The sequence below is a fragment of the Ornithinicoccus hortensis genome, assembly GCF_006716185.1.
Lineage (GTDB): Bacteria > Actinomycetota > Actinomycetes > Actinomycetales > Dermatophilaceae > Ornithinicoccus > Ornithinicoccus hortensis.
On the sequence record NZ_VFOP01000001.1, the window covers coordinates 1,891,738 to 1,904,985 of the forward strand.

Here is a 13,248-nt window from a genome sequence, read left to right on the forward strand (position 1 = left end):
GCCGGTCGATACGGCACGTCCGGTGCAGCCGACGATCCGCCCAGGCCCAGGCCCAGGCCCAGGCCCAGGCCCAGACCCGGATCTGCTCACCGTCCGGGACTGCCCGGTCCTGCACGTCGACATGGACGCCTTCTACGCGGCGGCCTCGCTGATCGACCGCCCCGAGCTGCACGGCCAGCCGGTGGTCATCGGTGGCGGGCTGCGCAGCGTGGTGCTCTCGGCCACCTACGAGGCGCGGGCACACGGCATACGGTCCGGGATGCCGATGGCCAAGGCGCGGCGGCTCTGCCCCGCGGTCCAGGTGGTCCGGCCCGACTTCGACCGGTACTCCCGGATCTCGGACGCGGTGATGGAGATCTTCGGCGAGGTCAGTCCGTTGGTCGAGCCGGTCTCGATGGAAGAGGCCTTCCTCGACGTGTCGGGTGCGCGGCGCACCCTCGGTGGTCCCGCCCGGATCGCCCAGTGGATCCGGGACACGGTCGCCGACGAGCAGCAGATCACCTGCTCGGTCGGTGGGGCCCCGACCAAGGTGGTGGCCAAGATGGCGTCCCGGGCGGCGAAACCGGACGGCATGCTGCTGGTGCCCGGCGAGGAGGTCGTCCCGTTCCTGCACCCGATGCCGGTCGGTGCGCTGTGGGGCGTGGGGGAGAGCACCGAGGCGGCGCTGCACCGACTCGGGCTGCGCACCGTCGCCGACGTCGCCCACCTCCCGCGGGCCACGCTGGAGCGGGCCTTCGGACCGGGCACCGCGGCCTACCTGCAGGACCTGTCCTGGGGGCGGGACACCGGTCGGGTCACCCCGCTGCCCGTCGAGCGCAGCGTGGGTCACTCCGAGACGTTCAGCCACGACATCGACGACCCCGAGGTGATCTACCGGCAGCTGCTCAGCCTCAGCGACAGGGTCGCGGCCCGGATGCGGCACGCGGGCATGGTGTCCCGGACGGTGGTGCTGACCGTCCGGTTCTCCGACTTCACCACGATCACCCGCTCGCGCACGATCCGGCAGAGCACGGATGTGGGGCGGGAGATCTATGCGACCGCCCGGGGCCTGTATGACGCACTCGGGTTGCAACGTGCCCGCATCCGGCTGCTCGGCGTGCGGGCCGAGAACCTCACCGAGGGGGACCGGACCCCCGTGCAGGGGCTGCTGGACGAGCCGGAGCACGGGTGGCGCGACGCCGAGCGGGCGATCGACCGGGCCACGGCCAGGTTCGGCCACGGCGCGGTCCGCCCGGCCAGCCTGGTGGGCGACGGCACCCGGCGCGGACGCCATCCGGATAGTGACCCGTCCGGCAGCCAGCTGAGCAAGATCGGGGTCCGCAGTTGGGCCCGAGGACCCCGACAAAACGTCTTCCGGGGGTGAGCGCGTCTACCAGGTGTGGAACCCGGCTAGTGCTATACGCGTTGACGAACTATCCTGAGATTAGACATCGCCGTCAGATCGACGGGGGTGTTGACACCGTCCCCACGGGGCGGCGGTGCCGCAACGAATAGGTCAATGGGAGGTCCCAGTGCCGCTCTCCGAGCATGAGCAGCGTGTTCTTGAGCAGATGGAGCAGGCGCTCTATGCCGAGGATCCCCGCTTTGCCAACCAGATGGTCGGCAAGGCAGAGGCCAAGGCGGCGCGCCGTCGGATGGGCGTCGGGATCCTGGCTGCGATCCTCGGACTCGGACTGATCGTGCTCGGCGTGACCGTGCAGCAGATCTGGGTGGGCGGCATCGGCTTCGCTGCCATGGTCCTGGGGGCCGCGCTGGCCTTCACACCACCCCGCAAGAGCCAGGGGCCGACCCTGGGCACCGTGCAGGACGACGGCAACATCACGCTCCGCACCGGCTCCTCGAACGCGGGCCACGGCGGCAGGACGCACCGCGGCAAAGGCGGCCGGACCAAGGGCAGCGGGAACTTCATGGAGCGCCTTGAGCAGCGCTGGGACCGACGACGGGAGCAGGGTCCCTTCTGAGACCCTGAGGGGCCCTCAGCCCAGGTGGGTCTCCGCATACGCGGTCATCGCCTCGCGGACGAACTCGGCGTAGTTGCGGCCGTCCACCTCGTAGTTCGTGCGGAAGCGGGGGTCATCGACATACATCTGGCCGAGCCCGACGAAGGCCTCGGCGCTGGGGGCCTTGCCGCCCCACCCAGCACGCACCCAGTTGTACTGACGTTGTGCCAGGGCCAGCACCGTCTCGCTGCGCACGTCGAGCCCGCGGGTCGCGGCGATGGCGAACTCCTCGGCAAGGTCCCTGCCCTCATCCTGGAATGACCGCTTGCCGGCGTCGTCCAGCGAACGCCACCAGGCGTCGGAGTCGGCGTATGCCTGGGCGCCCCACCGCTCCTCGACCTCTGCCTTGTGCTGTCTGTGATCGAACCCGTCGAACGTCTCGGAAGCCACGAGTTCCTCACCGCCTTCCAGTTTCTCGATGGTGGTCTCTACGGACCTGATGAGTCGGTCCACCCGGTCGCGTTCCTCGGCCAGTTGCGCCAGGTGATGGCGGAGCGCCGGGACGGCGTCCTGCTCCCCGGCCAGGAGATCGCCGATGGCGGGAAGCCCCATGCCCAACTCCCGCAGCAGCAGGATGCGCTGCAGTCGCACCAGGGCATCCTGGTCGTAGTAGCGGTAGCCGTTGGTGCCCGTGTGGCTGGGCGGCAGCAACCCGATCCGGTCGTAGTGCCGCAGCGTCCGGCTGGTCGTTCCGGCTGCCTGCACGATCTCGTGCATGGACCAGGCCATCGCTCCTCCTTCCGTCGCCGTGTCTACCGGGACCGGGGTTTCCCGGTCTGCAACCAGGATGCAGGTTGACGCAACGTCAATGTCAACCGGAGCGAGTCGGGCCGTTTGTCGGGGCGTTCCGCTAGCTCTGTCAGACGTATGTTCTATCGTTGTTGGTATCGATCCAGTAGGTCGTCCCAGCAGGTGGAGGGGGCGGTCGAGGCGTGTCCAGGACGGGGGTGAGCGGGATGGAAGGTCCATCGAGGGAGGCCGGGACCGGGGCGGTTCTGATGGAGGTGCCCGCCCTGCCCGATGTGTCCGGGATGTCCCCGCAGGACGCCCGCTGGACGTGGCTGGAGTGGGAGGCCGAGTTCGGGGACTGGGCTCCCGAGCCGTTGGACCTCATCCCGTGGGAACTGCAGGAGGAAGCGAGTGCGGCTGCCCGCTGTTGGGACTCCGAGCCTGTCGAAGCGCCGCCTGTCGAAGCGCCCGACGCGGGTCAGGGGCTGAGGTCCGCGCTGACGGCGGCCGGCTTCCCGGAGCACATCGTCGCCCACCTGGTGGCCCTGGCGCCCGTGCTGACGACCGGTAGGTCCGGCACCTGCCCGGCTGCGACGGCCGAGCCCCAGGTCCCCACCGTCGGCGTCGAGGACCAGGGGAGCGTGACCCAGGACCGCAACGGGCCTGGCGACGGAGCAGCCCCGGACCACTCGGGACCGGACGACGAAAGACTGGACCACCGGCGTTCGGGCGACGTCGGGGCTCGCGTCTCAAGGGGAGGTGAGCGTGCGGAGGATGCCGCGTTGGTCGCCGCGGCCGAGGCCCTGGTCGTCCTGCAGCGCTGGGCGGACGCAGCGCTGGCCGGTGTGCTGGCCGACTTGGGGGCCGCGACGGGGGAGGTGTTCCTCGGGGAGAAGGGCGTCGTGGACCCGGACGAACTGTCCACGACGGCGCGGAAGGAGTGGCGGGCGAAGACGAAGTCCGTGCTGGCCAATGAGCTGAAGGTGCTGACCGGATGGGCGATCCAGGACTGTCACGACCGGGTCGGTTTTGCCCTGGTGTCCCGAGAGCAGACAAGCATCCCGTGGACTGCGCTCGCGCTCGGCGAGGTGCAGTGGGGGCAGGTCCGGGCCTGGTGGTCCACCTGCCGGGGGATGCCGGTGGAGGTCGCGGCACAGATGGCCGCGCGGACCTTCGGGCCGGACTCGGACCGCGCTCGGTCCATGCGCAGGAGGAGCGGGAGAACAGGCGAGCGGGATGACACTGCGCGCCCCTCCTTCGGCGAGACCAAGGACACCCTGGCCAGGCTGGTGGCCGCCCTGCTGGGGGAGGATCCCGACGCCGCGCGCAAGGAGCGACGGGCTGCCGTGTCCCGGAGGGACGCTACCGCGCGCCTTGATGACGACGGCACCGGGGAACTGACCATCATGGGGCGGTCCTCCTCGGTCGCGGCCGCAATGGACCGGGTCGACCAGATCGCGCGGGCCGTCCGTGCCGCAGGTGATCCCCGCACGCTCGCCCAACTCCGTGCCGACATCGCGATGTCCTTGCTGGTCCACGGGTCGATCACGCCGGCCACCGGCCACCCGGATCCGAAGGTCTCCTCGCACGCTGCGCAGGCTGACGGCGCCGCCGCGAGCACGGGTGGAGATTCCTCCGACGAGGACATCCCCGCGGCGCCCGACGAGGCGTTGGCCGCGGTCCTGTTCGGACGGCCCACCGCGAACCTCGAGGTCATCGTCCCGCTCGAGGTCCTGCTCAGTGCCGATTCGAGTGGGGTCGGGATGCTGTCCGGTGGGGGATACCTGTCGGCAGAGGAGATTCGCGAGCTGGCCCTGTCTGCGGGCGGCGTGTTGCACCGGTTGGTGACCGACGAGCTGGACGGGCGGGTGGTCGAACGCTCCAGACGCTCGTATCGCCCCGACCGGGAGATGCGGGCACAGGTGGCCGCGGCCGACCGGACCTGCCGCGCCCCCGGATGCCTGGTCCGCGCCGAGAGGTGTCAGTTCGACCATGTGGAGAACTACGTCGACGGCGAGACCGGCGGGCTCACCAGCGAGGCCAACGGGCAGTCCCTGTACGGCGTGCACCACCAGCTCAAGACGTGGGGCGCGTGGAAGGCGGTGATGGATACCTACCGCAATGTCACCTGGACCACCCTGTTCGGAAGGATCTACACCACGCGCGCCTTCGACTATGGCACCCTGACGCATCCGTGGACGCGGGATGCGGCCACGGAAAAGTCCGGTGGGTCCGGTGGGCCTGGTGGGTCCGGTGACGGGCCAACCTCCGGGTTACCTGACGCGGTGCGGGACGACGGTGACCTGCGGGACGACCTGATCTACGCGGCGCTCGCACACCGAGATCGGGAGGGCGGCACCTTGGCGGCGGACGACGACGAGCCCGCCCCGGAGTACTTCGATCTCGGCCGGGGCTGGTTGCACCGGCACGCCCCGATCCAACTGCGACACCTCACCCGCTCCGGCAGACGACGCAACGGTGCACCGCCGCACCAGCCCACTCCCGAGGAACTCATCGCGGACGCGACCGCGGAGCAGGAGCCACCGGAGCAACCCGAACGGCCCGACCCATCGAGCGAGCCTCCGCCGTTCTGATCACAGCCCTGGCGACGGGCAGAGGGGCGTCGCGTCAGACGCGGGCCGACTCGCCGACGAGGCCACGCTCCAGGAGCACCTCGGCGATCTGGATCGTGTTGAGCGCGGCACCCTTGCGGAGGTTGTCACCGACCACGAACATAACCAGGCCGCGGCCGTCGGGGACCGACTGGTCGGTCCGGATGCGGCCCACGTAGGACGGATCCGTTCCGGCGGCCGCGAGGGGAGTCGGCACATCGGCCAGCGCGACGCCCGGAGCATCGGCCAACACGCTGCGTGCCTGGTCCGGTGTGATGGCCCGGTCGAACTCGGCGTGGATGGCCAGGCTGTGACCGGTGAACACCGGGACCCGGACGCAGGTGCCTGCCACCGGGAGCCCGGGCAGGTCCAGGATCTTGCGCGACTCGTGGCGCAGTTTCTGTTCCTCGTTGGTTTCCTCGGAGCCGTCGTCGACGATGTCCCCGGCGAGCGGGACGACGTCGAAGGCGATCGGGGCCACGTAGGCGTGCGGCTCGGGGAGGTCGACGGCGGTGCCGTCGTGGGTGAGCGCCTCGACGTCCTGTGCCGCCCCGGCCCGCACCTGGTCAGCCAGTTCGGAGACCCCCGCCAGACCGCTTCCGGAGACGGCCTGGTAGCTGGAGACGATCAGCCGGGACAGCCCGGCGACATCGTGCAACGCCTTCAGGACCGGCATCGCGGCCATCGTGGTGCAGTTGGGGTTCGCCACGATCCGGGGCCCGCCCTCGGCGACTGCCAGGTCGAGCGCGTCCGGGTTGACCTCGCTCACCACCAGGGGGATCCGGTCGTCCATCCGCCACGCCGAGGAGTTGTCCACGACGACGGCTCCGGCCTCGGCGAACCGGGGTGCGTGGGCCCGGGAGGCCGTGGCGCCGGCGGAGAACAGGGCGACGTCGATCCCGGCGAGGTCCGCCGTGGCCACGTCCTCGACGACGATCTCCCGCGGCGTCCCAGTCGCGGGCTGGTTGTCCCAGCGCCCCTCCCAGGGCAGCGTGCTGCCGGCCGACCGGGCGGAGGCCAGGTAACGCACCGTCGCCACCGGGAAGTCCCGCTCGACGAGCAGGCGGCGCATGACCTCGCCGACCTGCCCGGTCGCGCCGACCAGTGCGATGTTGATCCCGCTCATCGTCCCGTCCCTCCGTATACGACTGCTTCGTCCTCCGCGTCCAGCTGGAATGCCGTGTGCACCGCACGGACGGCATCCTCGAGGTCGCGCTGGTCGGTGATGACCGAGATGCGGATCTCCGAGGTGGAGATCATCTCGATGTTCACCGCGGCTTCGGCGAGCGCGCCGAACATCCGGTGGGCCACCTGCGGATTGGACCGCAGGCCCGCGCCGACCAGCGACAGCTTGCCGATGTGGGAGGTGTAGATCACGTCGGCGAACCCGAGGTCGTGCTGCAGCTCGCGGATCGCCGCGACCGCCGCCGTGCCGTCGGCCTCCGGCAGGGTCAGCGAGATGTCGGTCATGCCGGCGGCGGAGGTGGAGACGTTCTGCACGATCATGTCGATGCTCACGCCCACGCTGGCCACGGCTCCGACCACGAGCGCCGCCGCCCCGGGGCGGTCCGGCACGCCGACAGCGGTGATCTTGCCGAGCGACTTGTCGTGCGCGATGCCGGAGATGATCGGGTCTTCCATGGGTTCCTCCCCGGAGGTGGGCGGGACTGTGGTCTGTTCGGGTTGGTGCGGGTCGGTGCCCTCCGGCCGCAGGGAGCCGTCCCGACGGAGGGCGGCGGTGAGCGGGCGGGCGACCAGGATCCAGGTGCCCTCCTTGTCGGAGAAGCTCGACCGCACGTGCAGCGGGACGGCGAAACGACGCGCGTACTCGACCGCGCGCAGGTGCAGGATCTTGGCGCCGTGCGCGGCCATCTCGAGCGTTTCCTCGATGGTGATCCGGGTGATCCGGCTGGCGGTCGGCACGATGCGCGGGTCGGCGGTGTAGAGCCCGTCGACGTCGGTATAGATCTCGCAGACGTCGGCGTCCAACGCCGCGGCCAGCGCGACGGCGGTCGTGTCGGACCCGCCTCGGCCGAGGGTGGTCACGTCCTCGTCCTCGGAGACCCCCTGGAAACCGGCGACGATCGCGACGGAGCCCGCGCGGAGCGTGTCGGCCACGCGCCCGGGAGTGACATCGAGCAGGCGGGCACGACCGAAACTCCTGTCGGTGTGCATGCCGGCCTGCTGCCCGGTGAAGGATCGTGCCGGGACACCGAGTTCCTGGATCGCCATCGCGAGCAGCGCCATCGAGATCCGCTCGCCGGCGGTGAGGAGCATGTCCAACTCCCGCTCGGGGGGCTCCTGCGGGCTGACCTGCTGGGCGAGGTCAAGCAGCTCGTCGGTGGTGTCGCCCATGGCGGAGACCACGACGGCCACGTCGTTGCCGCGGTTGTGGGTCGCGACGACCCGCTGGGCGACGCGACGGATCGCATCGACATCGGCGACCGAGGAGCCGCCGAACTTCTGCACGAGGAGAGCCATGGGAACTTCCGGACGGGGGCAGGGGGACGAAGGTTCGGCTGACGCCGTCGTCACTGGGGGCCAGTCTAGAACCTCGGCGCGCCCCGGCCTTCAGCGCGCCGGTTGGTCCGACGAGTCTGACCGGTCATCCGGAGCGGTGGTCCTGAGGGCGACGCAGCACCGACCCGGGGCAGGGTCCAGATCGGCCCGCAGCTCGTCGGGGGCGATCCGCTCGACCATGCCGCACAACAGCGCGTGGTTCATCCGGCATACCAACTCGGTATGCGTGTGAGCCAGCGCGTGGAACGGGCAGTTCTGCATCAGGATCTGCTCGCCGTCCACGCGCGGTTCATACCCCTGGTCGCGGAGTTGGTCCAGGGCGCGCTCGCGGGTGGTTTCCCCGTGCGCGACGACACCGTCGGACGTCACGGCATCCTCGGGCGCCACCGTGTCCCCGGCCGGTCCGCCGGCCAAGGAGCTCCCGTAGGTGTGGGCCACCTGCGCGAGTGCGTCGTACACGGGCTCCCCGCTCGACGCGGACCGCGTGATCGCCTGGGCCATCAACTCACCGGCGAGGCCGTAGTTACGGGCCGGCAGAGACAGGGAGACCTCCTCGTCCGCCCGGCGATACACCTTGGCCGGACGTCCCGCCCCGGGCCCCGTCCGCCCGGTCAGCCGACGGTAGTCACTGACCAGCAGGCCCGACTCCTCGAGCTTGTCGAGGTGGAACTTGGCCCGGTGCCGCGGGATGTCGAGCGTCTGTGCGGCCTCGTCGCGTCCCACGGGTTCCGGCCGGGAGCAGACGAAGAGGTAGAGGTCGCGGCGCACCTCGTCGTTGAGGGCGGCGATGCCGGTGATGTCCTCGGCCCGCATCACTGGTCCCTCCCGGCGATGGGTTGTATCGACTCCATCCCTTGACGATAGACCGTCAACGCTCTAACGTCCAGATATGACAACGTTAGAAACTGAGTTCCCTGATCTCCGGGTGATGCCCAGTCCCGATGCGGAGGTGGGACTCGAGGCCGCGACCCGGGCGGCGCAGGACTTCCTCGAGGCGCTCGGCGTCGACTGTGAGACGCCGGGGACGCTCGACAGTCCACGGCGGATGGCCAAGGCCTACGCCGACCTGCTCAGCGCCCCCGAGTTCACGATGACCACCTTCCCGAACGACGAGGGGTACCAGGAACTGGTGCTCGTCAGCGATCTACCGGTGACCTCGGTCTGTGAGCACCACCTGCTGCCGTTCACCGGTGTCGCGCACATCGGCTACCTGCCGGGGGCACGGCTGCTGGGACTGTCCAAGTTCGCCCGTGCGGTCGAGTCGTTCGCCCGCAGACCGCAGGTGCAGGAACGACTCACCAGCCAGCTCGCCCACTGGCTGCACGAGGCGCTCGCTCCGCGTGGGGTGGGCGTCATCGTCGAGGCGAGCCACTCCTGCATGAGCCTGCGAGGGGCCACGGTGAGTGGCTCGACCACCAGGACGACCGCGCTGACCGGCGCGATCCACGACCACCCCGCGACGAGGGCCGAGTTCCTGGCTGCCGTCGCCGACCGCACCAGGAGGATCTGATGAGTTCTGCAGGCATTGTCGTGATCGGGGCCGGGCTCGCCGCCGCCGACCTCATCGGCGAACTACGGACGGGCGGCTATGACGGTCCGTTGACGCTCGTGGGTGACGAGGGCGAGTTGCCCTACGAACGGCCGGCCCTGTCCAAGGAGGTCCTGCTCGGCAACGCCGAGGTGGAGTCGGTCTACGTCCACGACGCGCAGTGGTACGAGGACCAGCGGGTGACGGTGCACGCCGCCGACGCGGCCGTGTCGCTCGACCGCGACGCCCGCACCGTGACCCTCGCGTCAGGGACGGTCCTGCACTACGAGGACCTGGTGCTCGCCACGGGCGCGAGCCCGCGCACCCTGGACGTGCCCGGTGCCGATCTGGCTGGTGTGAACGTCTTGCGGCGCATCCCCGACTCCCGGGCGCTGCACGACGCGTTCGCCCCGGGGGTCCGGGTCGTCGTCGTGGGTGCCGGGTGGATCGGTCTGGAGGTGGCCGCGGCCGCACGTCTCGCCGGGTCCGACGTCGTGGTGTTGGAGTATGCCGAGGTGCCGCTCGCGCGGGTGCTGGGAGAACGGTTGGGCAACTACTTCGCCGACCTGCACCGGCGTCACGGTGTGGACCTGCGGCTCGGGGTCCAGGTCGAGGGATTCGACGGCGCGGATGGACGCGTCACGGGCGTGCGGGCCGGGGGAGCGGTCGTGCCCGCGGACCTGGTCGTCGTCGGCGTGGGCGCCGTGCCCAACACCGCGCTCGCCGAGGGCGCCGGGCTTGAGGTGGGCAACGGCATACGGACCGACGCCCGGTTGCGGACCAGCGACCCGCACATCCTCGCCATCGGTGACGTGGCCGAGGCCGAGCACACGGTCCTCGGTGGTCGCCTGAGGGTGGAGCACTGGGACAACGCCAAGCGTCAGGGTGCCCTCGCGGCGCAGGTGCTCCTGGGCGGCAGCGCCACCTACGACTGGCAGCCGTACTTCTACACCGACCAGTTCGACCTGGGCATGGAGTACGTCGGTCGCGGTTCGGCCGACGACGACGTCGTGGTGCGGGGTGACGAGGCGAAGGGCGAGTTCATCGCCTACTGGGTGCGTGACGGGGTCGTGACCGCCGCGATGAACGTCAACATCTGGGACGTCAACGAGGACCTCCGCGCCCTCATCGGGCAACCGCTCCCGCCGGAGTGAGGCTCCGGCCATCGAAGGCGGCACCGGGTCGGCCATCGGGAGTCTCCGGCACGTTTGCGGCGTGTCGGGACACCCTTGCCGTGTCTCGTACAGAGTTGCGATTACGGTGGTCCACAGGTGCAGGAGGCACGGCGGGTTGTCCACAGCTCCAGGCTGGGGCGGCCGCAGTGTCGGTGGCTGCACCTAGCGTCTGACAGGACACGGATCAACGCAGCGGCCCAGGGGTCGCGGGCGAGCCGCAGTCGGTCGAATGTAGGCGCGCCCGCCCACGATGTGAAGGAGCAGGAGATGGCACAACCGAGCAAGGTCACGCCGATGCACCAGGACAAGTCCAAGGCCCTCGACACGGTCATGGCACAGATCGAGAAGCAGCACGGCAAGGGCGCGGTCATGCGCCTGGGTGACGACATCCGACCGCCCGTCGCGGTCATCCCCACCGGGGCGATCGCTCTCGACGTCGCGCTCGGGATCGGCGGCCTGCCGCGTGGTCGTGTGGTGGAGGTGTACGGACCGGAGAGCAGTGGCAAGACCACGGTGGCGCTGCACGCGGTCGCCAACGCGCAGAAGGCGGGCGGGATCGCCGCCTTCATCGACGCCGAGCACGCGCTCGACCCGGACTACGCCAAGAAGCTCGGGGTGGACACAGATGCGCTGCTGGTCAGCCAGCCGGACACCGGCGAGCAGGCGCTGGAGATCGCCGACATGCTGATCCGCTCCGGTGCGCTGGACATCATCGTCATCGACTCGGTCGCGGCCCTGGTGCCGCGCGCGGAGATCGAGGGCGAGATGGGTGACAGCCACGTCGGTCTGCAGGCCCGGCTGATGTCCCAGGCGCTGCGCAAGATCACCGGGGCACTGAACTCCACCGGGACGACGGCGATCTTCATCAACCAGCTCCGAGAGAAGATCGGCGTGATGTTCGGCTCTCCCGAGACGACGACCGGTGGCAAGGCGCTGAAGTTCTACGCCTCCGTCCGGCTGGATGTCCGTCGGATCGAGACGCTCAAGGACGGCACCGACGCGGTCGGCAACCGGACCCGCGTCAAGGTGGTGAAGAACAAGGTATCCCCGCCGTTCAAGCAGGCGGAGTTCGACATCCTCTACGGCCAGGGCATCTCCCGCGAGGGTGGCCTGATCGACATGGGTGTGGAGCACGGCTTCGTGCGCAAGGCCGGTGCTTGGTACACCTACGAGGGCGAGCAGTTGGGGCAGGGCAAGGAGAACGCCCGGCAGTTCCTGAAGGAGAACCCGGACATCGCCGACGAGATCGAGCGCAAGGTCAAGGACAAGCTCGGCGTGGGTCCGCGCTCGGACGCTGCGGGTGACGGCATGGACGGAGTGCCCGAGGGCGTCAACCCCGAGACCGGTGAGGTCTCGGTCAACTTCTGAGGCCGATGGCTGACGAGGAGAACGACCGGCTCGCCCGTGCGCGGGCCGCACTGGCCGCCGCGGAGCAGTCCGCGGCGGCCAGTGGCGCCGGTGGTGGGAGCGCTACTAGCGGTGAAGTCGGCGGGGGGAGCGCCACGACCGGTGAAGCCGGGGGTGGGGACGATGCCGGGCGCCCCCGTCGTGGTGGGACCCGTGGTCGTGGGGGCCGTCGCGCTGCGGCCAGTGGTGGCGAGGATCCGTTGGACGACGCGGAGCCGGACCCGCACGACGTCGCCCGGCGGATCGTGCTGCGGCAACTCACGATGGCCCCGCGGAGCCGCAAGCAGCTGGAGGACAAGTTGCGCCAGCGCGGCTGCGCCGACGATGTCGCCAAGACCGTGCTGGACCGGATGACCGAGGTGGGCCTGGTCGATGACGAGGCCTATGCCCGGAGCCTGGCCCGGACCAGGGTGGAGACCAAGGGGCTGGCGGCCCGCGCGATCACCCATGAGTTGCGGCGCAAGGGGGTTGCCGAGGAACACATCGAGCAGGCCCTCGACGACGTGGATCCGGACGTCGAGAAGGAGCAGGCGCGCGGCCTGGTGGCCAAGCGGCTACGCACGATGCGCGGCCTGGAGCGCGAGGTGCAGACCAGGCGGCTGGCCGGCTTCCTGGCGCGCAAGGGCTACTCCGGAGGGGTCGCCTACGAGGTGATCAGGGAGGCGCTGGCCGACCTCCCGGAACACCAGCGCGACTAGCAGCGTCCGGGTCTTGAGGTCGCCCCCGCGGAGGCGGTCGGGGGTCAGTCCTCGAGGTCGTCCTCGGGGTCCCGCACGTAGTGCATGGCGGACTCCTCGGGGGAGTCGTCGCCGGTCGGCCGACTCTCCCGGGCCACCTCGTCCTTCTCCCGGTCCTCCCCCTGCCCGCCGTCGGGAGCCACCAGCCTGCCGACGCGCTCGCCCTCGCTGCCGAGGAAGTCGCGGTCCGCCGGGATCGCGTCGGGGTCGTCACCGCCGACCCTGTCCTCATCGAGGCCGCTCTCGTTGTCGGGGGCCCCGTAGGCGGAGTCGGGGTCGGGGACCTCCTGGCGGATCCGCTGCTCGATCGTCTCCTCGGTGCGCTCCTCCTCGGCGGTGGTGCCCCACGCCGTCACGCCCTGCAACCGGTCCGCCGTCTCGTAGCCCCGGTCCAGCGGATCCTCGGTGCCGTCGAGGGTGTCCTCGGGCTGCAACTGGTCCTCGTCGTCCAGGCTGTAGCTGCCGTACTCGTTGTCCAGGTTCTCCCGGCCGGGCTGGTCACTCATCGTGGGCTGCTCCCTTCGTCAGGCTCCCGAGCCT

General features: G+C 70.4%; 12 protein-coding genes. 7 read left to right on the plus strand and 5 right to left on the minus strand.

Features of this window, described 5'->3' with window-relative positions; translation table 11 throughout:
- Nucleotides 1-22: 22 nt before the first annotated feature.
- Both dinB and FB467_RS08755 read left to right on the plus strand, forming a co-directional pair.
- Entirely contained in the window at nt 23-1,363 is a 1,341-nt protein-coding gene (dinB, locus tag FB467_RS08750; protein ID WP_425325829.1) for a DNA polymerase IV, read from the plus strand.
- Between the two features lie 148 nt (nt 1,364-1,511).
- Nucleotides 1,512-1,961, plus strand: a complete 450-nt coding sequence (locus FB467_RS08755; protein WP_141784759.1) for a DUF3040 domain-containing protein — start codon at nt 1,512-1,514, stop codon at nt 1,959-1,961.
- Between the two features lie 15 nt (nt 1,962-1,976).
- Here FB467_RS08755 and FB467_RS08760 read toward each other — a convergent pair whose 3' ends face one another.
- The gene (locus tag FB467_RS08760) at nt 1,977-2,729 is read right to left on the minus strand and encodes a MerR family transcriptional regulator (RefSeq protein WP_141784760.1); all 753 of its coding nucleotides are present in this window, start codon (nt 2,727-2,729) and stop codon (nt 1,977-1,979) included.
- Between the two features lie 269 nt (nt 2,730-2,998).
- Between FB467_RS08760 and FB467_RS08765 the strand changes: the two genes are divergently transcribed.
- Nucleotides 2,999-5,323: an HNH endonuclease signature motif containing protein gene (locus FB467_RS08765; protein WP_141784761.1), complete on the plus strand. Its 2,325-nt coding sequence runs from the start codon at nt 2,999-3,001 to the stop codon at nt 5,321-5,323.
- A 34-nt stretch (nt 5,324-5,357) separates the two neighbouring features.
- Here the strand turns inward: FB467_RS08765 and FB467_RS08770 are convergent, their stop codons facing one another.
- From FB467_RS08770 to FB467_RS08780, 3 genes are all read right to left on the minus strand, one after another.
- Nucleotides 5,358-6,467, minus strand: a complete 1,110-nt coding sequence (locus tag FB467_RS08770; RefSeq protein ID WP_141784762.1) for an aspartate-semialdehyde dehydrogenase — start codon at nt 6,465-6,467, stop codon at nt 5,358-5,360.
- Nucleotides 6,464-7,822 carry an aspartate kinase gene (locus tag FB467_RS08775; RefSeq protein WP_141784763.1) on the minus strand — a complete coding sequence of 453 codons (1,359 nt, stop codon included), beginning with the start codon at nt 7,820-7,822 and terminating at the stop codon, nt 6,464-6,466. Before FB467_RS08775 ends, FB467_RS08770 begins: the two co-directional genes overlap by 4 nt.
- Before the next feature lie 90 nt (nt 7,823-7,912).
- On the minus strand, nt 7,913-8,674 hold the full coding sequence (locus FB467_RS08780; protein ID WP_141784764.1) for a helix-turn-helix transcriptional regulator: 762 nt from the start codon (nt 8,672-8,674) through the stop codon (nt 7,913-7,915).
- A 115-nt stretch (nt 8,675-8,789) separates the two neighbouring features.
- On the opposite strand from FB467_RS08780, the gene folE reads away from it, so the two are divergent.
- The 4 genes from folE (at nt 8,790) to FB467_RS19305 (ending at nt 12,669) form a co-directional block, all read left to right on the plus strand.
- Nucleotides 8,790-9,371 carry a GTP cyclohydrolase I gene (folE, locus tag FB467_RS08785; protein ID WP_228393078.1) on the plus strand — a complete coding sequence of 194 codons (582 nt, stop codon included), beginning with the start codon at nt 8,790-8,792 and terminating at the stop codon, nt 9,369-9,371.
- A complete protein-coding gene (locus FB467_RS08790; protein ID WP_141784766.1) occupies nt 9,371-10,543 on the plus strand; it encodes an NAD(P)/FAD-dependent oxidoreductase in 1,173 nt (390 codons plus the stop codon). Before folE ends, FB467_RS08790 begins: the two co-directional genes overlap by 1 nt.
- A gap of 315 nt (nt 10,544-10,858) precedes the next feature.
- On the plus strand, nt 10,859-11,932 hold the full coding sequence (gene recA / locus FB467_RS08795) for a recombinase RecA (RefSeq protein WP_141786562.1): 1,074 nt from the start codon (nt 10,859-10,861) through the stop codon (nt 11,930-11,932).
- Between the two features lie 5 nt (nt 11,933-11,937).
- A complete protein-coding gene (locus FB467_RS19305; RefSeq protein ID WP_141784767.1) occupies nt 11,938-12,669 on the plus strand; it encodes a regulatory protein RecX in 732 nt (243 codons plus the stop codon).
- Between the two features lie 44 nt (nt 12,670-12,713).
- Here FB467_RS19305 and FB467_RS08805 read toward each other — a convergent pair whose 3' ends face one another.
- Nucleotides 12,714-13,214, minus strand: a complete 501-nt coding sequence (locus FB467_RS08805; protein WP_141784768.1) for a DUF5709 domain-containing protein — start codon at nt 13,212-13,214, stop codon at nt 12,714-12,716.
- Between the last annotated feature and the right edge of the window lie 34 nt (nt 13,215-13,248).

What these genes read in the sequence shown, in the direction of transcription:
- FB467_RS19305 (WP_141784767.1), top strand. Translation starts at nt 11,938, where the DNA reads ATGGCTGACGAGGAGAACGACCGGCTCGCCCGTGCGCGGGCCGCACTG.
- FB467_RS08775 (WP_141784763.1), bottom strand. Translation starts at nt 7,822, where the DNA reads ATGGCTCTCCTCGTGCAGAAGTTCGGCGGCTCCTCGGTCGCCGATGTC.
- FB467_RS08790 (WP_141784766.1), top strand. Translation starts at nt 9,371, where the DNA reads ATGAGTTCTGCAGGCATTGTCGTGATCGGGGCCGGGCTCGCCGCCGCC.
- recA (WP_141786562.1), top strand. Translation starts at nt 10,859, where the DNA reads ATGCACCAGGACAAGTCCAAGGCCCTCGACACGGTCATGGCACAGATC.
- FB467_RS08770 (WP_141784762.1), bottom strand. Translation starts at nt 6,467, where the DNA reads ATGAGCGGGATCAACATCGCACTGGTCGGCGCGACCGGGCAGGTCGGC.
- FB467_RS08760 (WP_141784760.1), bottom strand. Translation starts at nt 2,729, where the DNA reads ATGGCCTGGTCCATGCACGAGATCGTGCAGGCAGCCGGAACGACCAGC.
- folE (WP_228393078.1), top strand. Translation starts at nt 8,790, where the DNA reads ATGCCCAGTCCCGATGCGGAGGTGGGACTCGAGGCCGCGACCCGGGCG.
- FB467_RS08765 (WP_141784761.1), top strand. Translation starts at nt 2,999, where the DNA reads ATGGAGGTGCCCGCCCTGCCCGATGTGTCCGGGATGTCCCCGCAGGAC.
- FB467_RS08780 (WP_141784764.1), bottom strand. Translation starts at nt 8,674, where the DNA reads ATGCGGGCCGAGGACATCACCGGCATCGCCGCCCTCAACGACGAGGTG.
- FB467_RS08805 (WP_141784768.1), bottom strand. Translation starts at nt 13,214, where the DNA reads ATGAGTGACCAGCCCGGCCGGGAGAACCTGGACAACGAGTACGGCAGC.